We start from the raw sequence: 19,969 nt of genomic DNA on the forward strand, positions 1-19,969 counted from the left end.
TGAAGGCAACACCCGGCGGCACGGGGTGCGGGAACCGAACGGGTAGAATCAATGTCCGTGGCTCTTACTATTGGCATCGTCGGACTGCCCAATGTCGGCAAATCAACACTTTTCAACGCACTGACCCGTAACCAGGTTCTGGCGGCGAACTATCCGTTCGCCACCATCGAACCCAATGTCGGCGTCGTGAACCTGCCCGACCCCAGGCTCCAGCAGCTCGCGGGGATCTTCGGCTCGCAGCGCGTACTGCCCGCGGCTGTCTCCTTCGTTGACATCGCCGGCATCGTCAAGGGCGCCTCCGAAGGGGAAGGCCTGGGAAACCAGTTCCTCGCCAACATCCGTGAAGCGGAAGCCATTGCCGAGGTGGTGCGCGTTTTCGACGACCCCGACGTCATCCACGTCGACGGCAAGGTCGACCCCCGCTCGGACATGGAAACCATCAACACCGAGCTGATCCTCGCCGATCTGCAGACTATCGAGAAGGCCATTCCCCGGATCGAAAAAGAGGTCAAGATCAAGAAGCGGGAGGCCGCGGAACTCGCTGCCATCAAGGCCGCGCAGGCCGTGCTGGAGCGCGGCGACACCATCTACGCCTCCGTCACGAGCGACAAGCTGGAGATGGAACACCTCAAGGAGCTCAGCCTCCTGACGGCCAAGCCCTTCATCTACGTCTTCAACGCGGACGAGGGAATCCTCGGCAGCGAGGAGAAGCAAGCCGAGCTGCGCGCCATGGTCGCGCCGGCCGACTGCATCTTCCTCGACGCCAAGCTCGAGTCCGACCTGGTGGAGCTGGACGAGGCCGAGGCACGCGAAATGCTCGAAATGAACGGGCAGGACGAATCCGGCCTGGACCAGCTGGCCCGTGTCGGGTTCCACACGCTGGGGCTGCAGACCTACCTCACGGCCGGGCCCAAGGAGGCGCGCGCGTGGACCATCCACCAGGGCGACACCGCCCCGCAGGCAGCCGGCGTCATCCACTCGGACTTCCAGCGCGGCTTCATCAAGGCTGAGGTTGTCTCCTTCGAGGACCTCATCGATGCCGGTTCCATGGCGGAGGCCAAGTCGCGCGGCAAGGTCCGCATCGAAGGCAAGGAATACGTCATGTCCGACGGCGATGTGGTCGAGTTCCGCTTCAACGTGTGAGTTTCCGCCAAGGTACTCAGTGATTGAGTATTAACGGCGAAAAAGCCCCGGTCCTCTGGACCGGGGCTTTTTCTGTGATTGGCCCCCTACCCTCCGTGCAACACGGCGTCAAGGAAAAAGAGCGCTGGCTTTTCGTCCGGCAACAGGTTGGTTGCATCTCGATAACAACCTTTACTGAGGGACAACTTTCGGACCGCAGGTGGCGGGTTCGGGTCTAGGCTACTTGTCATGTGAGACTCGCCACATCTCACTGGGGGGATGTAGCGGGTCTGGCCGGCGCCCACAGCGAAGGTCTTTTCCACACTCACAGAAACATAGGAGGCGGAATGCGATTCAGTCGTATTTCCAAAGCAGTAGGCGTTGCAGCCGCGGCTGCACTGGCGCTCAGCGCCTGCGCAAGCACCAATGGCGGGACAACCCCGTCCAGTAATGCGGCCGGCAAGCAGGGGGGAACAGCCACTGTAGTTGAGGTCAACGCGTTCAACACGTTCAACCCCAACACGGCCGACGGCAACACTGACATCAACTCGAAGGTCAGCTACGCCACACACTCCGGGTTCTACTACATCGACAATCAGCTGAACATCGTCCACAACGACAAGTTCGGCAAGATGGAAAAGACATCTGACGATCCGCTGACCGTCAAGTACACCATTAACGAAGGTGTCAAGTGGTCGGACGGCACGCCCGTCACCGCGGCGGACCTGCTCCTGCAGTGGGCAGCCTTCTCCGGGTACTACAACGACGCCGACGCCGAGGGCAAGGCGGGAACATCCTACTTCTCCTACGCCGGCGACCCCACGGGTCTCGCCCTCACCGATTTCCCCGAAATCGGCGACAACAACCGCTCCATGACCATCAAGTACTCCAAGCCGTTCGCTGACTGGGAGATCGCGCTGGGCGGACCGGGCATTGATATCCCGGCCCACGTCCTGGCCAAGAAGGCCGGACTGGCCGACACTCAGGCGTTCATCGATCACCTCAAGAGCCTGCCCCGCGGTGACGCCAAGGCGCCCAAGGCCGCCGATGCCAAGCTCAAGGCCATGTCCGACATGTGGAACACCGGCTTCGACTCCAAGACCCTGCCGAGCGATCCGAGCCTGTTCCTGTCCAACGGCCCCTTCGTTGTCCAGAGCATTAACCAGGACCAGTCCCTGACCATGGTCCGCAACAAGGACTACAACTGGGGCCCCGAGGCCAAGCTGGACGAGATCACCGTCCGCTACATCGGTTCGTCCCCGGCCCAGGTCCAGGCGCTGAAGAACGGCGAAGCTGACATCATCGCTCCGCAGGCTTCGGCTGACACCCTGGAACAGCTCAAGGCACTTGAGAGCCAGGGCGTCACGGTGGAGCAGGGCAACCAGCTCTCCTATGACCACATCGACCTGAACTACTCGGGACCGTTCGCGGACAAGAACGTCCGAGAGGCGTTCATTAAGACGGTTCCGCGCAAGGACATCGTGGACAAGATCATCAAGAAGCTCGATCCCGAGGCAAAGCCGCTGGACTCGCAGCTCTTCGTTCCCGCACAGCCTGCCTACGACGCTTCCGCGCAGGGCAACGGCTCCTCGAACTACCAGGACGCGGATGTTGACGCTGCCAAGAAGCTCCTGAACGGTGCGACCCCCGAGGTCCGCATCATGTACAACAAGGACAACCCGAACCGTGTGGACGCGTTCTCGCTCATCCGCGAGTCCGCAACCAAGGCCGGCTTCAAGATCGTCGACGGCGGACTTGGCGCCTCTGACTGGGGCAAGGCCCTGGGCAAGGGCGGCTACGACGCCACAATCTTCGGCTGGATCAACCCGGGCGTCGGAGTCTCCGGCGTGCCGCAGATCTTCCGCTCCGGCAACGGTTCCAACTTCAACAAGTTCAGCGATCCTGAAGCCGACAAGCTCATGGATGAACTCATTGTGACGACTGACCGCAGCAAGCAGGATGAACTGATCAAGCAGATCGACAAGAAGATCTGGGACTCGGCATACGGCCTCCCGCTGTTCCAGTCCGTTGGTGTTGACGCCTATAGCGACCGCATCACCGGCGTGAAGTTCATGCCGAACCAGACGGGCGTCTGGTGGAACTTCTGGGAGTGGGCCGAGAAGTAAGCCCGTGCCACGAAGTGCAACTAGCTAGGTGAGGCGCCGGGACCATGCACCACGGTCCCGGCGCCTTGCAGCGCCATCCCCCGGCAGTGCCTGTGTTGGCAGCACAAGCAGTAAGGCGCCGCCAAACCTGCGACCGGTCCGGGCAATCCCTGGGCCCGAATCCTGAGGTTCTATCACAATGGTGACCTACATAGTCCGGCGGCTCGTCACCGCCGCACTCATCCTTTTGGGCGCATCCTTCCTGGTGTATCTGCTGACCGCCGCATCAGGCGACCCGCTCGCAGAATTCCGCGCCAGCAGCGCGCCGAACAAGCAGCAGCTCATGGACTCGAGATCCGCGCTGCTGGACCTCGATACGCCGGCACCCGTGCGGTATTTCAAATGGCTCGGCGGCGCAGCCCAGTGCCTGGTGCCCTTCACCGGCTCCTGCAACCTCGGCAAGAACATCGCTGGCCAGCCCATCACGGACGCCCTCGGCCATGCACTCATTCAGACACTGACACTCGTCACCGGTGCCACCGTCCTGGCCATCCTCGTGGGCATCACGCTGGGCATCATCACCGCCCTGCGCCAGTACAGCACACTGGATTACGGCGTGACTTTCATGGCGTTCCTGTTCTTCTCCCTGCCGATCTTCTGGGTCGCCGTCCTGCTCAAGGAATTCGGCGCCATCGGCTTCAATAACTTCCTCCGCAACCCGGAGATACCCCTGCCGGTCTCACTCGGCGTCGGCGCCGTCTTCGGCGCCGTGGCCGCGATCGTGGCCGGCGGCGACGCCAGGCGCAGGGCAATCATCGGCGGCATCGTCTTCGCCGCTGTCGCTCTGATCCTCATCTACTTCTCCGTTACCCAGTGGTTCAAGACGCCCGGCCTGGGCCCGGTGGTCATCGCCATAGCCGGGGTGGGCATCGCCTTTGCAGTGACACTGCTGACCGCAGGCCTGCGGAACCGCAAGGCGCTGCAGTCCGCCCTGATCGCCGTGGGCGCGGGAGTGGTTCTCTACTTCGTGCTCCAGCCGCTGCTGGACCAGGCGACGTTCGTCATGATCGTGCTGCTGGCCGTCGCGGCGGTCCTGGTCGGCATGGCCATCGGCTACTTCATGGGCGGCTACGACCGCGGGCAGTCCATGCGTGCGGCGGCCATCACGTCCTTCCTCCTGGGCTTCCTCGTGCTGCTGGACCGTTTCATGCAGGCCTGGCCCGCATACTTCAACAACAGCAGGGTCCGGGGACGGCCGATCGCCACCATCGGCGCCGGCACGCCGAACATCGAGGGTGACTTCTGGATCCTGGGCATCGATTCGTTCACCCACCTGATCCTGCCCACCACCGCGCTCATCCTCATCTCCCTCGCCGGATACACAAGGTTCACCCGCGCCTCCATGCTGGAAATCATGAATATGGACTACATCCGGACGGCTCGGGCCAAGGGCCTTTCCGAGCGGACCGTGGTCATGCGCCACGCCTTCCGGAACGCGCTGATCCCGGTGGCCACGATTGTCGCGTTCGACATCGGCGGCCTGATCGGCGGCGCGGTCATCACTGAGACTGTCTTTTCCGTCCGGGGCATGGGGTTCCTGTTCCTGGACGGCATCCAGCACGTTGACCCGAACCCCGTCATGGGCGTCTTCATTTGCGTCGCCATCACGGCCATGGCGTTCAACCTCATCGCGGACCTCGCCTACTCCGCACTGGATCCACGAGTAAGGGTGAAAGCATGAGCCAGCCGAGTCAGCAGGATGAAATCATGGCCGAGGAGGCAGGCCTGCGGCACGACGCTGCCGGCATCGAGCCTGTCTCCGAAGCCAGGGGCCTGAGCCAGGGCCAGATTGTCCGCAAACGCTTCCTTGGCCACTCCGGCGCCATCGTCGGCCTTGCCGTCTTCGCCATTATCTTCATCATGGCCTTCACGTCCGTGGGCTATGCCGGGATCCCCGGCTGGTGGAAGTACACCCATGAGGCCGTTTCGCCGCTGGTCAACGACGGCACTCCCACGGCCTCGCTGTGGCCCCTGGCCTGGGGTGAGCATCCCTTCGGCCAGGACCGGATCGGGCGCGACCTGTTCGCCATGACCATGCGCGGCGCCCAGCAGTCCATCACCATCATGCTGGTCATCGGCCTGATCGCCGGCCTGATCGGTGTGGTGGTCGGGGCACTGTCCGGTTATTTCCGGGGCTGGATGGAAGCCGTCCTGATGAGGCTCACCGATGTCATCATCATCGTCCCGGCTCTGCTCCTCGCCGCCGTCATGGCGCAGTTGGCAGGACGCCGGGATGAAGGCAGCTGGTTTGCGGCCTTCGCCAGCAGCAACGGTGTCCTCGCCCTTGGCATCTTCCTGGGGTTCATCAGCTGGGTGGGCCTGGCGCGACTCATGCGCGGCGAGTTCCTGACCCTGAGGGAGCGCGAGTTCGTCGACGCGGCGCGGATATCCGGGGCAAGCAATACCCGGATCATCTTCAAGCACATCCTGCCCAATGCCGTGGGCGTCCTGATCGTCAACGTCACCCTGACCATGTCGGCGGCGATCCTGACCGAAACGGCCCTCAGCTACCTCGGCGTCGGCGTCAAGTCCCCGGACACCTCGCTGGGCCTGCTCATCTCCCAGAACCAGGAAGCCTTCGCCACCCGCCCCTGGCTGTTCTGGTTCCCCGGCCTGTTCATCGTCCTCATCTGCCTCAGCATCAACTTCATCGGCGACGGCCTGCGGGACGCCTTTGACCCGCGGCAAAAGAAGTTCAACGCCAAGAAGGCCAGGGACACCGGGACAACAGTCCCGGAGGCGACGCCGGTGGCTGCCCTGGACAGCAGGGCAGATGACGGCCGGACCGCCGGTGGGGACAGGGGTGCCTGAGGTGCTGCTGCGACGCCACGGGCAGGTGCCGCGTGCTTCCTGCCTACAGGATGGCCACGCTCCAGAAGCTGAGCAAGAGAAGGATCAGGGCGGCCGCGGCCTCGCGCCAGCGGAACTTCACGCTGACCGGAGTGGTTTCGGCTGCTCCGGCATCAAGGAGCCCCGATTCGACCAGCTGCTGCCAGCGTCCACGGACCAGCTGCGCGGCCAGCCCCGAGTCGGTGCTCTTGAGGTCGCCGGGGCGGACGGAGTTCCCCGGCCCGTAAGTGCTGTCCGGCAGTCCCCGGAGGTCCTCGGGGCGGGCGTTGCGTCCGCCCCAGATGCCAGGCGCGGGCGCTGCCCAGGCCCCGTAGCTCCGGCCAGGCGTGACGAGGGTCAGCGCGTACCGGGTGTCCACCTGCACCAGCGCGGCCCACGGCACCGTGATGGCGCGGAACGGATTTTCGATAGTGACGCCGGCGTCGTGGACCACCACCGCCGGACGCCAGAACAGCAGCCAGCCGAGGTAGGCGATGAGCAGCAGCGGCCCGGCACCGGCCAGGGCAGGGACTCCGCCCGCCACAACCAGGCCGGCCAGCCCGGCGGCAGCCACAAGCCACGAGAAACCGGCAAACCATTTGTTGGTGCGCGCTTTGAAGATTGCGACGTTTCCGGCATGCGGCACAGTGCTCATGCCCCCAATAATTCAGTATTCCCGGCCGCAGCACTAATCTCAGCTGCTCCGCTGGCCAGGGTGGAAGGAAAACCCCAACATGTCTGACTACATCAGCCCTGACCGCCCGACGTCGGACCCGCTGGAACCAGACTCCATAGAGCCCGGCGCCGGACGGCGAAGGGAAGACGGGAAGGGTTCCGTGGTCCTGGAAGTGCGCGACCTCAGCGTCGACTTCGGCGTGGAAAAGAAGTGGGTGCCGGCCGCCGTCGGCCTCAACTATGAGGTCCGCGCCGGCGAGGTCCTGGCCATCGTGGGCGAATCCGGCTCGGGCAAAAGCGCCAGTTCCATGGCGCTCCTCGGCCTGCTGCCCAGCAACAGCCGGGTGTCCGGGAGCGTCAGGCTCTCCGGCAAGGAGCTGCTGGGTGAGGATGCCGCCAATATCCGCAGCGTCCGGGGCAAGGACGTGGCCGTCATCTTCCAGGAGCCCATGACGGCGCTGAACCCGGTCTACACGGTGGGCGCGCAGATCGTCGAGACGGTGCGGCTTCACAATGAAGTGTCACCGGACCAGGCCAAGGAGCGCGCACTGCGGATGCTGGAGCTGGTGGAGCTGCCGGACCCGGTGAAGGCGTTCAAGTCCTATCCGCACCAGCTCTCCGGAGGCCAGCGGCAGCGTGCCATGATCGCCCAGTCGCTGTCCTGCGATCCCAAACTGCTCATCGCTGACGAGCCCACCACGGCTCTGGACGTCACGGTGCAGGCGGAGATCCTGGACCTGATGAGGAACCTGCGCAACAAACTGGACAGCGCCATTGTCCTGATCACCCACGACATGGGCGTCGTGGCGGACCTCGCCGACCGGATCGCCGTCATGCGCAAGGGCCTGATCGTGGAAACCGGCACCGCCGAACAGATCTTCCACAATCCCCAGCACCCGTACACGCAGGCGCTTCTCGCGGCCGTGCCGCATCTCGGACAGGGCGGAACGGACGCCGTGCCGGACGTGGACGTGACTGCAGCACTGGCCGCGGCCACCCACGCAGAGCTCGACTCCGTGGACCATGACGAACTGCTCCGCCGCGAACGGGAGAACGCGGCCGCCCTGGCAGCCGCCGAATCCAGGGGTCCTGTGGGCGAGCCTGTGCTGGAGCTGACCGACGTCGCCATCGAGTACCCGAAGCAGGGCCGCGTGCCGGCCTTCCGCGCCGTCGAGGGGGCCAACCTGACCATCCATCCCGGGCAGGTGGTGGGTCTCGTGGGGGAGTCCGGATCCGGGAAGACCACCATCGGGCGGGCCGCCGTCGGACTGCTGCCGGTGGCGGCCGGAACGATGCGAGTGGTGGGCGAGGACATCTCCGCCGCGAAGAAGAACGGCAAGCAGCTGCACAAAGTGCGGCGCCACATCGGCATGGTCTTCCAGGACCCGTCCTCGTCCCTGAACCCGCGCCTGCCCATCGGCGAAAGCATCGGCGAGCCCATGTACCTTGCCGGCGTGGCAAAGGGCGCCGACCTGCAGAAGCGCATCGAGGCGCTGCTGGACCAGGTGGAGCTGCCGCGGAACTACCGGAACAGGTACCCGCACGAGCTGTCCGGCGGGCAGAAACAGCGTGTCGGCATTGCCCGGGCACTCTCGCTCAAGCCGAAGCTGATGGTGGCTGACGAGCCGACGTCTGCGCTGGACGTGTCGGTCCAGGCCAAGGTCCTGGAGCTGTTCCAGAACCTCCAGCGCGAGCTCGGGTTCGCCTGCCTTTTCGTCACCCACGACCTCGCCGTCGTGGACGTGCTCGCAGACCGCATCTGCGTCATGCAGCGCGGCCGGATCGTGGAGCAGGGCACCCGCGACCAGATCCTGCGCAACCCGCAGGAGGCCTACACGCAGCGGCTGCTAGCCGCCGTGCCGCTGCCGGATCCGGAAAAGCAGCGCGAGCGCCGTGAATTGCGCGCCCAACTCCTCGCCACCGGAACGGAGTAACCGGGGGGAGTTGTGGGAGGGCCCGGGCATCATCCAGGGGTGAACTGCGTCACAAGCGGGGCATGATACCAGCGGGTAACTTGCGCCATTAAATCGTTCGGCGTGTCCAATCATGTCCGGTTACGGTTTGGCAACGGCGTATCACTATCTGGACGTTTTGCGGTTAGGCTTCATGCTTGTGTTGCCCACGTCACAGACCACCTTCTGTGTCCTGGGCTTCGGGGATACACCTGAGTCCCCACCAATCTCTCCCACAACTCCTAGGAGGCGGAATGCGTTTTGCGCGCACTTCCAAAGCATTGGGCATGGTGGCAATCGCCGCCCTGGCCCTGTCCGCTTGCGGTGCCGGAGGCGGCACCAGCAACGGTTCCGGCAGCGCTGCCGGAGATCCCAACAAAGTCATCACGGCCTACAGCAACGAGCCGCAGAACGCGCTGCTGCCGGCCAACACCAACGAGGTCTACGGCGGCCGCGTCGTAGAGCTGCTGTACGAAGGCCTTCGCGCCTACGACGCCAACGGCAAGCCGGTCAACGCGCTGGCTGAGTCCATCGAGTCCCCGGACGGCCGGAACTACACCATCAAGGTCAAGGCCGGCACCAAGTTCACCAACGGCGAGGAAGTCACGGCCAAGAGCTTCGTTGACGCCTGGAACTTCGCGGCGCTGAGCACCAACCTGCAGAACAACGGCACGTTCTTCGAGTCGATCGAAGGCTACGCCGACGTCAGTGCCGTCAAGACCGAAAAGGGCACTGACGGCGAGGAAAAGGACATTCCTGCCCCCACCGCCAAGACCATGTCCGGCCTTGTCCTGAAGGACAACTCCACGATCCAGGTCAAGCTCAGCCAGCCTGAGGCCGACTGGCCGCTGCGCCTCGGCTACTCGGCGTTCTACCCGCTGCCGTCAGAGGCGATGAAGGACCCGAAAAAGTTTGGTGAAAACCCCGTCGGCAACGGCCCGTACAAGCTCGCCAAGGAAGGCGCCTGGGTCCACGACCAGTCCATCTCGCTGGTCAAGAACGGCGACTACAGCGGCCCCCGCGCGGCCAAGAACGGCGGTGTGACCTTCAAGTTCTACACCGATCCGGGCCCCGCCTACACCGACATCCAGGCCAACAACCTTGATGTGACGGATGTGCTTCCCACCAACGCGCTGCGGACTTACGAGACCGACTTCCCGGAGAACCACCTGAACAAGGCCTACGCCGGCAACGCCACGCTGAACATTCCGGTCTACAACCCGAACTTCCAGGGTGAGGCCGGCAAGCTGCGCCGCCAGGCCCTGTCCATGGCCATCAACCGCGAAGAAATCACGAAGGTGATCTTCAACGGGACGCGCATTCCGGCGAAGGACTTCACCGCCCCCGTCATCGATGGCTACAACGAAAACGTTGCCGGCTCGGAGTTCCTCAAGTTCGACGCCGCCAAGGCCAAGGACCTGTGGGCCAAGGCTGAGGCCATCAAGCCCTACGACGCCTCCAAGCCGCTTCAGCTGGCGTACAACACCGACGGCGGCAACAAGGAATGGATCGACGCCGTAGCCAACAACATCAAGAACAACCTTGGCATCCAGGCCGAGGGACAGCCGTTCGCGAAGTTCGCCGAAATCCTGAACCTGCGCAAGTCCAAGACCCTTCCGGGCCTTACCCGTGCGGGATGGCAGGCAGACTACCCGTCCCTGTACAACTTCCTTGGCCCGCTCCTGAAGACCGGCTCCAGCTCGAACTACGAGGGGTACTCCAGCCCTGAGTTCGACAAGCTCCTCACGGAGGGTCTGGGCGCGAAGTCAACCGACGATGCCAACAAGAAGTTCACGCAGGCGCAGGAAGTGCTTTTCAAGGACCTGCCCAACCTGCCCCTCTGGTACCAGGCCCGCCAGGCCGTGTGGAGCCAGAACGTCACCAACGTGGACAGCGGCTGGAACGGCGTGCTCCAGTACTACAACATCACCGCCAAGTAGTCCCTGGAACCACCCAAATCAGTCAGCGCATGGGGGCCAGGCCCAAGATGCCGGGCCCCCATGCGCCATGAACCAGCATGAAAGCTGCCCCATGAATCCCCACATTCAATTCCCCGGGGAGGAGCTGCTGTGATCCAGTACGTCCTCCGCCGGCTGCTGCAGGTGATTCCCGTCTTTGTCGGGACCACCCTGCTCGTTTACTACATGGTGTTCGCCCTTCCCGGGGACCCCATCGCCGCCCTGTTCGGCGACCGGCAGCCCAACCCTGCCGTCATAGCCGCCCTGCGGCAGCAGTACCACCTGGATGAACCGTTCTGGGTCCAGTACGGACTGTTCCTGAAGAACCTGTTTACCTTCAACCTCGGCAACGACTTCACCGGGCAGCCCATCGCCGCCACCCTGGGGCGGGTCTTCCCTGTGACGGCGATGCTCGCCATCGAGGCCCTGGTCATCCAGGGCGTCTTCGGCGTGGCCGCCGGCCTCTTCGCCGGCCTGCGCAAGGGCAAGCTCTTCGATTCCACCGTCCTCATCGCCTCGCTGGTGGTTATCGCCATGCCGACATTCGTGCTCGGCTTCGTGCTGCAGCTGGTGGTCGGCGTGCAGCTGGGATGGGCCAAACCCACCGTGGGATCCGACGTCTCCTGGGGCACGCTGCTGCTCCCGGCGTTTGTCCTGGGCCTGGTGTCCTTCGCCTATGTACTCCGGCTCACCCGGGCGTCCGTGATCGAGAACATGAACGCCGACTACGTCCGGACCGCCACAGCCAAGGGCCTCTCGCGGCCGCGCGTGGTCCTGGCGCACATCCTGCGCAACTCGATGATTCCCGTGGCCACCTACCTCGGCGCCAACCTCGGCGCGCTGATGGGCGGCGCCATCGTCACCGAGGGCATCTTCAATGTTCCGGGCGTCGGGCAGAAGCTGTACCAGGCCATCCTGCGCAGCGAGGGCCCCACGATCGTTGCAATCGTCAGCGTGTTTGTGCTCATCTTCGTGGTGGCGAACCTGCTGGTGGACCTGCTCTACGCCTGGCTCGATCCAAGGATTCGCTATGACAAGTAACTACCAGGCGGATCACTACGTCGCACCCATCGACGAAACCCCGCTGCTCGCCACCGACTCCGTGAAGACGGACCAGGCCCCTTTGAGCCTGTGGGCCGAGGCGTGGCGAAAGCTGCGCCGCCGTCCGCTGTTCATCGTTTCGTCACTGCTGATCGTGCTGCTGGTGGTCATTGCGCTCTTCCCGGGTCTTTTCACGCAGGTTGCGCCCAATGACAACTGCGACCTGCAGTTCTCCGACGGGGCACCGCAGGCCGGCCATCCGTTCGGATACACCTTCCAGGGCTGCGACGTCTTCTCGCGCGTCGTCCACGGAACGCAGGCGTCGCTGTCGGTGGGCGTGCTGTCAGTCATTTTCGTGCTGATTATCGGCGTGACGCTCGGCGCGCTGGCCGGCTTCTTTGGCGGCTGGCTCGACGCGGTCATCGCCCGGCTCGGCGACATCTTCTTCGCCCTGCCGCTCGTCCTGGGGGCGCTCGTGATCACGCAGCTTCCCTTCTTCAAGGACAACAAGAGCGTCTGGACGGTGGTCATGGTGATCGTGCTGCTGGCCTGGCCGCAAATGGCCCGCATCACCCGCGGCGCCGTCCTTGAGGTGCGGAACGCCGACTTCGTGACCGCCGCACGTTCGCTGGGTGTGTCGCGGATGGGGTCGCTGCTCCGGCACGTCCTGCCAAACGCCCTTGCCCCCATCATCGTGCTCGCCACCATGGAACTGGGTGTGTTCATCGTCGCCGAGGCCACCCTGTCCTTCCTGGGCATCGGACTGCCCGGCAGCGTCATGTCCTGGGGCAATGACATTGCCGCGGCCCAGGCCTCGCTGCGGACCAATCCCGCCGTCCTGCTCTATCCCGCAACGGCGCTGTCCATCACCGTGTTGAGCTTCATCATGCTGGGCGATGCCCTCCGCGATGCGCTCGACCCGAAGAGCCGTCAACGATGAAGGTGCCACACATGACAACTTCCAAGATCAGCGTCAGCGAAGCGGGCGCACCGGACGTGTTGCCTCTGCTGGAAATCAGGGATCTCGCCATTTCCTTCGCCACCAGCGGCGGCGAGGTCCAGGCGGTGCGCAACGCGCACCTGACCATCATGCCGGGGGAGACGGTCGCCATTGTGGGCGAGTCCGGTTCCGGAAAGTCGACGACGGCGCTCGCCGCCATCGGCCTGCTGCCCGCCAACGGCCGGGTGTCAGGTGGCCAGATCCTGCTCGACGGCGAGGACATCGCCGGGGCGCCGGAGAAACGCATGATCGAGCTCCGGGGCAACACCATCGGCATGGTTCCGCAGGACCCGATGTCCAACCTGAACCCGGTATGGAAAATTGGCTACCAAGTCCGCGAAACGCTGCGGGCGAACGGGCGTCCTGACGGGCCCGACGACGTCGCCAGGGTCCTCGCCGAGGCAGGACTTCCGGATGCGCACCGGAGGGCAAAGCAGTACCCGCACGAGTTCTCCGGCGGCATGCGCCAGCGGGCGCTGATCGCCATTGGCCTGTCCTGCCAGCCGCGGCTGCTCATCGCGGACGAGCCGACCTCCGCACTGGACGTCACCGTCCAGCGGCAGATCCTGGACCATCTGGAAAAGATGACCACCGAACTCGGTACATCCGTGCTGCTCATCACCCACGACCTGGGCCTTGCCGCAGAGCGTGCCGACAAGGTGGTGGTGATGTACCGGGGCAACGTGGTGGAGGCGGGTCCCTCCCTGGACCTGCTGCGCAACCCGCGCCACCCGTACACGCAGCGGCTGGTCGCCTCGGCACCCTCCCTCGCGTCCCGCCGCATCCAGGTTGCCAAGGAGCTCGGCGTGGAGTCCGAGGATCTCCTCGCCCCGTCCGGGTCGCCTTCCGAGGCCGCCTTCACCGGGACTACGGAACGGCACCAGGTCAAACAGAACCAGGACAGACAGAGCCAGGACAAGCCGGAGGAGGTCCTGCGCGTCGAGAATCTCAGCAAGGTCTTCAAGCTGCGGTCCGGCATCGGCCGGTCCACGGACTTTATGGCAGTGGATTCCGTGTCGTTCGGCGTGAAGCGCGGCACCACGACGGCGATCGTGGGCGAGTCCGGCTCCGGTAAATCCACAGTGGCCCAGATGGTGCTGAACCTGCTGCCGCCAACGTCCGGCAGGATCGTGTTCGACGGCGTGGATACCGCCACGCTGAACAGCAGGGAGATCTTTGCCTTCCGCCGGCGAGTTCAGCCGATCTTCCAGGACCCCTACGGTTCCCTCGACCCGATGTACAACATCTTCAGGACCATCGAAGAGCCGCTGCGGACCCACAAGGTGGGCAACAGGGCAAGCCGCGAAAAGAAGGTCCGCGAGCTGCTGGACCAGGTGGCCCTGCCGCAGTCCACCATGCAGCGGTACCCGAACGAGCTCTCCGGCGGGCAGCGCCAGCGCGTGGCCATTGCCCGCGCGCTGGCACTCGATCCGGAAGTCATCATCTGCGACGAAGCGGTGTCGGCGCTGGATGTGCTGGTGCAGGCGCAGGTACTGAACCTGCTGGCCGACCTGCAGGCCAACCTGGGGCTGACGTACCTGTTCATCACGCACGACCTTGCGGTGGTCCGGCAGATCGCCGACCACGTCTGCGTGATGGAGAAGGGCAGGCTGGTGGAGACGGGTGCGACGGACGACGTTTTCGACGCACCGCAGCAGGAATACACGAAGGCCCTGCTCAACGCCATCCCGGGGGCCAGCCTCATGCTTCCCCCGGAAGTCGCCACGGCGTAGCCACCGCCGGGGCCGTCCGGCACGGCGCCGCGGCAACAAGAAGGCAAACAAAGAACAGGAGCCGGTGTCCACCCGCGGTGGATACCGGCTCCTGTCTGCCTTTTAACTCGGGTCCGGCCCCAACGAAGCTACGAGAGGGCCAGCCCCAGCTTCGCGAGCCTGTCGCCCAGCAACTCACCCAGGGCGCGGTGCCCCTCGCTGTTCAAGTGGACGCTGTCCTTGAGCTGAGACTCCAGGCCGTAGCGGGTGAGCCAGTCCCCGACGCTGACAAACGCAATGCCGTGGTCTGCGGCGACAGTCCCCAGCAGGGCGTCAACCTCGGCGCGCCGTGCGCCGCCGTTGTCCGCTCCCTTGCCCAGTGTTCCCACCATGGCCAGCTTCGCGCCCGGGTACCGCTGCTTGATCGTCGTGATAAGCCGGTCTGCGTTGGCCGAGATCTGCTCGTTGCTGGCCCCTTGCTTCGCGTCGTTTCCGCCGCCCTCGATGAGCACCAGCGGGGGGAAGCCGTAGGGCAGGTGCCAGTCGCCGCGCTGCAGGGCATCCACGTAGTTGCCCGTGGTGCCGTTCGAGGCGACGAAACCCGTGCCGCCCTTGCCGCAGAAGAAGACGTCGTAGCCCAGCCCCATGAGGGCCCGGCGCGGCCAGCTGGCCTGCGGCTCGGACTGCGAGTCGCCGATCAGCAGCGCGGTGTGGGCAATGTTGCCCACGATGACCTCGTCCCGCCCGTTGGCCGGATTGCGGTACAGCGCTCCGGCCGGAAGGCTGGCGGGGTCGACGGCGGCCCCCAGATCGCTCACGACCGCCGAACCGGCGGCCACGGCCTCACCGGGGGCGGCCACCGGGGCGGCTGCACGGGGCGCCGCCGATCCGGCGCCGGAGGCCGGTTCCGTTGCTGCGCCGCAGCCCGTCAAAAACACGCTCGCGGCGATGACCGGGCCAATCAGGAGGGCCCGCGTCGAGGCTTGTAACATCCGTGGACTCCTGGCCTGTTCGTAAGTGGTCTAGCAATAGTGGTGGATCACTTTCGGAAAAGCCAGTGATTTTGCTCACATGACGGGCCGCTGGATTCACGATTTGGTAACGGGGGCGGGAGGGGGGAGGGTGCCCGTTTTAGGCCAATAAATGGCTCAGCGTTTAGACTGGCAGTAGGTGCCCTGTGTTAAGGGTCTGATCCGTCGTGCGTTCCGGTTGGAAATGTCGCGATACAACAGCTGACTTCACCACTGAATCGAGCAATAACGCATGTCTGAAACCACCACCAACACCGCGGTAGCAACTGCAGTTCGCAGTGACCTGCGCAACGTCGCGATTGTGGCCCACGTTGACCACGGCAAGACCACCCTTGTGGACGCCATGCTCAAGCAGACCAACTCCTTTGCCGAGCACAACCACCTCGAAGACCGCGTCATGGACTCAGGTGACCTGGAGCGCGAAAAGGGCATCACCATCCTGGCCAAGAACACCACGGTGGCCTACAACGGACCGTCCTCCAATGGCGAAACCATCACCATCAACGTCATCGACACCCCCGGCCACGCCGACTTCGGTGGCGAGGTGGAGCGCGGGCTGTCCATGGTGGACGGTGTCGTTCTCCTCGTGGATGCCTCTGAGGGCCCGCTGCCCCAGACCCGCTTCGTCCTCCGCAAGGCCCTCGCCGCGCACCTGCCGGTGATCCTCCTGGTCAACAAGACCGACCGCCCCGACGCCCGTATCGAAGAGGTCGTCCACGAGTCCATGGACCTGCTCCTGGGCCTCGCCTCCGACCTCGCCGATGAGGTTCCGGACCTTGACCTGGACAAGATCCTCAACGTCCCGGTGGTTTACGCCGCCGCAAAGGTAGGCCGCGCCTCCCTCGAGCAGCCTGCCGACGGCACTGCCCCGGAGAACGAGGACCTCGAGCCGCTGTTCAGCGCGATCATCGAGCACATCCCCGCCCCGACCTACAACCCGGAAGGTGTCCTGCAGGCACACGTCACCAACCTGGACGCCTCCCCGTTCCTGGGCCGTCTCGCCCTCCTGCGCATCTACAACGGAACCCTTCGCAAGGGCCAGCAGGTTGCCTGGGCCCGCGCCAACGGTGAGCTCAAGACCGTCAAGATCACCGAACTCCTCGCCACCAAGGCGCTGGAGCGCGTCCCGGCCGAGTCCGCCGGCCCGGGCGAAATCGTCGCCGTCGCCGGCATCGAGGAGATCACCATCGGTGAGACCCTGACCGACGTCGAGAACCCCCAGCCGCTGCCCCTGATCACCGTTGACGATCCCGCGATCTCGATGACCATCGGTATCAACACCTCCCCGCTGGCCGGCAAGGTCAAGGGCGCCAAGGTCACGGCCCGCCAGGTGAAGGACCGCCTGGACAAGGAACTGATCGGTAACGTCTCCATCAAGGTTCTCCCCACCGAGCGTCCGGATGCCTGGGAAGTCCAGGGCCGTGGCGAGCTCGCGCTGGCCATCCTCGTGGAGCAGATGCGGCGTGAAGGCTTCGAGCTCACCGTCGGCAAGCCCCAGGTGGTCACCAAGACCATTGACGGCAAGATCCACGAGCCGATGGAGCACATGACCATCGACGTGCCCGAAGAGTACCTCGGCGCCGTCACCCAGCTCATGGCCGCGCGCAAGGGCCGCATGACGAACATGGCCAACCACGGCACCGGCTGGTGCCGCATGGAGTTCATCGTTCCCGCCCGTGGCCTGATCGGTTTCCGCACCAAGTTCCTCACGGACACCCGTGGCGCCGGCATTGCCGCCTCGATCTCCGAGGGCTACGAGCCGTGGGCCGGCCCGATCGAGTACCGTACCAACGGTTCGATGATTGCCGACCGCGCTGGTGTTGTGACCCCGTTCGCGATGATCAACCTGCAGGAGCGTGGCTCCTTCTTCGTCAAGCCGACCTCCGAGGTTTACGAAGGCATGATCGTGGGCGAGAACTCCCGCGCAGACGACATGGACGTCAACATCACGAAGGAAAAGAAGCTCACCAACATGCGTGCGGCTTCCTCGGACACCTTCGAGAACCTGACTCCGCCGCGCGACCTGACCCTCGAAGAGTCCCTCGAATTCGCCCGCGAGGACGAGTGCGTTGAGGTTACCCCGGACGCCATCCGTATCCGCAAGGTCATCCTGGACACCAACGAGCGTGCCAAGGCCAACCGCGCCCGCGCCAAGGCATAACGGCACCCTCCCACAGGGAACTGCCAACGTGAACAGAAGAGCTGCCGGCATGGCAGGCGGCCTGGCCGCCGCCGTGCCGGCAGCTCTTTTTGCTGCCTTCGCCGGAACCGCGCTGCACCGCCAGGAATTCGCTGCCGCCGGTGCTGCGCTGCCGCTGGGGGCCGTCGCGGCGCTGCTGCTCCTGGCATCGCTTCAGTTGTTCCTCGGGGCGGCGTTCCGGACACTGATTCCGACGGCGGTGTGCGGCGGTCTCTGCTACGCCCTTGCCGGCTGGTGGTCAGGGATGGAATCCGGCAAGCGGCTGATCGCCGGGGACCTGTCCGGAAGCATCTGGGTCTACGGGATCGTGGTGGTCACCGTCGGAATGCTGGCCTGGTGCCGGCGGTACAGCCGCTAGTCAGCCATCGGATCCCGGTGGTGGGCAATCATGAGTGAGGTGGCTTCGCCGTCGTCGTCTGCCGGAAGTGCCATGTACTCCTCGATGACGGCGCGGAGCTTGCCAAGCATTTCCTCCCGCCGGGCGGCGTTGAACTTCACGCCCAGCCGCCACACCTCGATATCCTCAGGCGGCAGCTCCCTGGTTTCCTGCAGGAACGTCTCGATGAGGATCGGCGAGACGTTGTCCACCGGCGTGCTCCACGACTTGCGGCTGGCGATGTAGGGCACCTCCGTGGCGCCGCGCCGGCCCTTCCGGCGTTCCTCCGCCAGCAGGAACCCGGTCCGCACCAGGGTCCGGACGTGGTGGAGGCTGGAGGCGGGATTGAGGCCGAGCAGCTCGGCGATTTCCTTGTTGGTCCGCGACTGGTGCAGGCACAGGCGAAGAATCCTCAGCCGCAGCGGCGAACTCAGCGCGCGGCCCTTGGCCACCAGGTCAGCGTCGTCGCTCTCCGGCGGGTGGTTCATAGACGCAAGTGTAACGAGCAATAAGTGATTGACATATATCAATCGCCCGCCGAAACTGAAGCGGTGACTGCCGAACCCACTGCCGCGGAGCCAACACCAGGGTTGCTGTGGCGGGACCGCAACTTCACCACCTTTTGGGCCGGGCAGGCCCTGGGACAGTTCGGTGCACAGCTGGGCCAGCTCGCGTTACCGGTGCTGGCCGTCACCATGCTCCACGCCTCGGAATTCGAGGTGGGCGTGCTGAACGCCGCAGGTCTGGCGGCGTTCCTGGCAGTCGGTCTGCCGGCCGGGGCCTGGGTGGACCGCTGGCTGAAGCGCCGGACCATGATCACTGCCGATCTGCTCCGGATGGCCGCCATGGCCGCGGTGCCGGTCCTGTGGTGGGGCGGCGGCCTGGAAATCTGGCATCTCTACCTGGTCGCGGCGATCGTGGGGACCGCAACGGTGTTCTTCGACGTCGCCTACCAGAGTTACGTGCCGGTCCTGGTGGCGTCCCCGCAGGTCAGGGAGGCCAACTCAAAGCTTGAGGCGACGGCCCAGATGGCACGAATCGGCGGGCCCGCTGCCGGCGGTGCGCTGCTGGCGGTCGTGTCGGCTCCCGTGCTTTTCGTGGGTGAGGCCGCAGGATACCTGCTCTCCGCGGTGTTCCTCGCCCGTACCCGCGACTCAGAGGCGCGTGTGCCCGCGGCTGCACGGCGCCCACTTCTGGTCGAGATACGGGAAGGCCTCTGGTTTGTTGTCCGGCATCCGCTCATCAGCCGCATTGCCGCCTGCACCGGCGGAATGAACTTTTCCGGCATGCTGATCTATACGCTGATGCCGCTGCTGGTGCTGCGCAGCCTCGGGCTGGGGCCACAGGGCATGGGCCTGATCATGAGCGTGGGCGCCGCGGGCGGGCTGCTGGGCGCGCTGGCGGCGCCGCGGCTCGCCGCCCGGATCGGCGAGGGCACCGTGATTCCCGTGTGCGCCCTGGTCAGTTCGCTCTTTTTGCTGCTGGTGCCGTTCGCGGCCGCCGTTTCCGAACCGGGAGTCTCACTGGCGCTGCTCCTGATCTCGGAGTTCGGGTTTGGCTTCAGCGTCCTGGTGTACAACATCATGCAGCTCACCATGCGCCAGCGGGTTTGCCCGCCGCGGCTGCTCGGCCGCATGAATGCGTCCATCCGGTTTGCGGTGTGGGGCGTGATGCCGCTGGCAGCTTTGGCGTCGGGCTACCTGGGCGAACAACTTGGCCTGGTGCCCACCATGCTGATCGGAGCCGCCGGCAGCTTCCTGGCCACCGCCCCGGTCCTGTTCTCGCCGTTGCGAAGGATGCGTACTCTTCCGGACGAGGTGCTGGAATACGGTGCCGTGGATGACAAGACGATGGATGGCGCGGGCTTGGATGACGAAGCGTTGGAGGAAAAGGACAGGGCCTAGGCCG

15 protein-coding genes are annotated in these 19,969 nt (G+C 65.0%); 12 read left to right on the forward strand and 3 right to left on the reverse strand.

From position 1 onward, the window contains the following. Window positions 1–57 precede the first annotated feature (57 nt). From ychF to AC57BR_RS22470, 4 genes are all read left to right on the forward strand, one after another. Window positions 58–1,143, forward strand: a complete 1,086-nt coding sequence (gene ychF / locus AC57BR_RS22455) for a redox-regulated ATPase YchF (protein WP_496364599.1) — start codon at window positions 58–60, stop codon at window positions 1,141–1,143. A 326-nt stretch (window positions 1,144–1,469) separates the two neighbouring features. After that, a complete protein-coding gene (locus tag AC57BR_RS22460; protein ID WP_496364601.1) occupies window positions 1,470–3,248 on the forward strand; it encodes an ABC transporter family substrate-binding protein in 1,779 nt (592 codons plus the stop codon). A 178-nt stretch (window positions 3,249–3,426) separates the two neighbouring features. Further along, complete coding sequence (locus AC57BR_RS22465) at window positions 3,427–4,968, forward strand: ABC transporter permease (protein WP_496364603.1); 1,542 nt, start codon at window positions 3,427–3,429, stop codon at window positions 4,966–4,968. 26 nt (window positions 4,969–4,994) lie between these two features. Then, window positions 4,995–6,098: an ABC transporter permease gene (locus AC57BR_RS22470; protein ID WP_496365208.1), complete on the forward strand. Its 1,104-nt coding sequence runs from the start codon at window positions 4,995–4,997 to the stop codon at window positions 6,096–6,098. 43 nt (window positions 6,099–6,141) lie between these two features. On the opposite strand, the gene AC57BR_RS22475 is transcribed toward AC57BR_RS22470, so the two are convergent. Further along, complete coding sequence (locus tag AC57BR_RS22475; RefSeq protein WP_496364605.1) at window positions 6,142–6,771, reverse strand: PH domain-containing protein; 630 nt, start codon at window positions 6,769–6,771, stop codon at window positions 6,142–6,144. Between the two features lie 79 nt (window positions 6,772–6,850). Here AC57BR_RS22475 and AC57BR_RS22480 point away from each other — a divergent pair, with 79 nt between their 5' ends. The 5 genes from AC57BR_RS22480 (at window position 6,851) to AC57BR_RS22500 (ending at window position 14,475) form a co-directional block, all read left to right on the forward strand. After that, window positions 6,851–8,725: an ABC transporter ATP-binding protein gene (locus AC57BR_RS22480; RefSeq protein ID WP_496364607.1), complete on the forward strand. Its 1,875-nt coding sequence runs from the start codon at window positions 6,851–6,853 to the stop codon at window positions 8,723–8,725. 272 nt (window positions 8,726–8,997) lie between these two features. Then, window positions 8,998–10,683 carry a peptide ABC transporter substrate-binding protein gene (locus tag AC57BR_RS22485; protein ID WP_496364609.1) on the forward strand — a complete coding sequence of 562 codons (1,686 nt, stop codon included), beginning with the start codon at window positions 8,998–9,000 and terminating at the stop codon, window positions 10,681–10,683. Window positions 10,684–10,812: 129 nt separating this feature from the next. Then, entirely contained in the window at window positions 10,813–11,742 is a 930-nt protein-coding gene (locus AC57BR_RS22490) for an ABC transporter permease (RefSeq protein WP_496364611.1), read from the forward strand. After that, window positions 11,732–12,682 (forward strand): ABC transporter permease, encoded by a 951-nt coding sequence (locus tag AC57BR_RS22495; protein WP_496364613.1) that lies wholly within the window; start codon window positions 11,732–11,734, stop codon window positions 12,680–12,682. The genes AC57BR_RS22490 and AC57BR_RS22495 overlap by 11 nt, the downstream gene beginning before the upstream one ends. 11 nt (window positions 12,683–12,693) lie before the next feature. Beyond that, on the forward strand, window positions 12,694–14,475 hold the full coding sequence (locus tag AC57BR_RS22500) for a dipeptide ABC transporter ATP-binding protein (RefSeq protein WP_496364615.1): 1,782 nt from the start codon (window positions 12,694–12,696) through the stop codon (window positions 14,473–14,475). Window positions 14,476–14,603: 128 nt separating this feature from the next. Here the strand turns inward: AC57BR_RS22500 and AC57BR_RS22505 are convergent, their stop codons facing one another. Further along, on the reverse strand, window positions 14,604–15,446 hold the full coding sequence (locus tag AC57BR_RS22505; protein WP_496364617.1) for an SGNH/GDSL hydrolase family protein: 843 nt from the start codon (window positions 15,444–15,446) through the stop codon (window positions 14,604–14,606). A 271-nt stretch (window positions 15,447–15,717) separates the two neighbouring features. Here AC57BR_RS22505 and typA point away from each other — a divergent pair, with 271 nt between their 5' ends. After that, window positions 15,718–17,646 carry a translational GTPase TypA gene (gene typA, locus AC57BR_RS22510; protein ID WP_496364619.1) on the forward strand — a complete coding sequence of 643 codons (1,929 nt, stop codon included), beginning with the start codon at window positions 15,718–15,720 and terminating at the stop codon, window positions 17,644–17,646. 28 nt (window positions 17,647–17,674) lie between these two features. Beyond that, window positions 17,675–18,043: a hypothetical protein gene (locus tag AC57BR_RS22515; protein ID WP_496364621.1), complete on the forward strand. Its 369-nt coding sequence runs from the start codon at window positions 17,675–17,677 to the stop codon at window positions 18,041–18,043. Here the strand turns inward: AC57BR_RS22515 and AC57BR_RS22520 are convergent. Continuing rightward, entirely contained in the window at window positions 18,040–18,549 is a 510-nt protein-coding gene (locus tag AC57BR_RS22520) for a helix-turn-helix domain-containing protein (protein ID WP_496364623.1), read from the reverse strand. The two genes, AC57BR_RS22515 and AC57BR_RS22520, sit on opposite strands and share 4 nt — an antisense overlap. 63 nt (window positions 18,550–18,612) lie before the next feature. Here AC57BR_RS22520 and AC57BR_RS22525 point away from each other — a divergent pair, with 63 nt between their 5' ends. Next, the gene (locus AC57BR_RS22525; RefSeq protein ID WP_496364625.1) at window positions 18,613–19,965 is read left to right on the forward strand and encodes an MFS transporter; all 1,353 of its coding nucleotides are present in this window, start codon (window positions 18,613–18,615) and stop codon (window positions 19,963–19,965) included. Window positions 19,966–19,969: the final 4 nt, after the last annotated feature.

The organism is Arthrobacter sp. BGA-UO-ETr-C19, assembly GCF_059568005.1.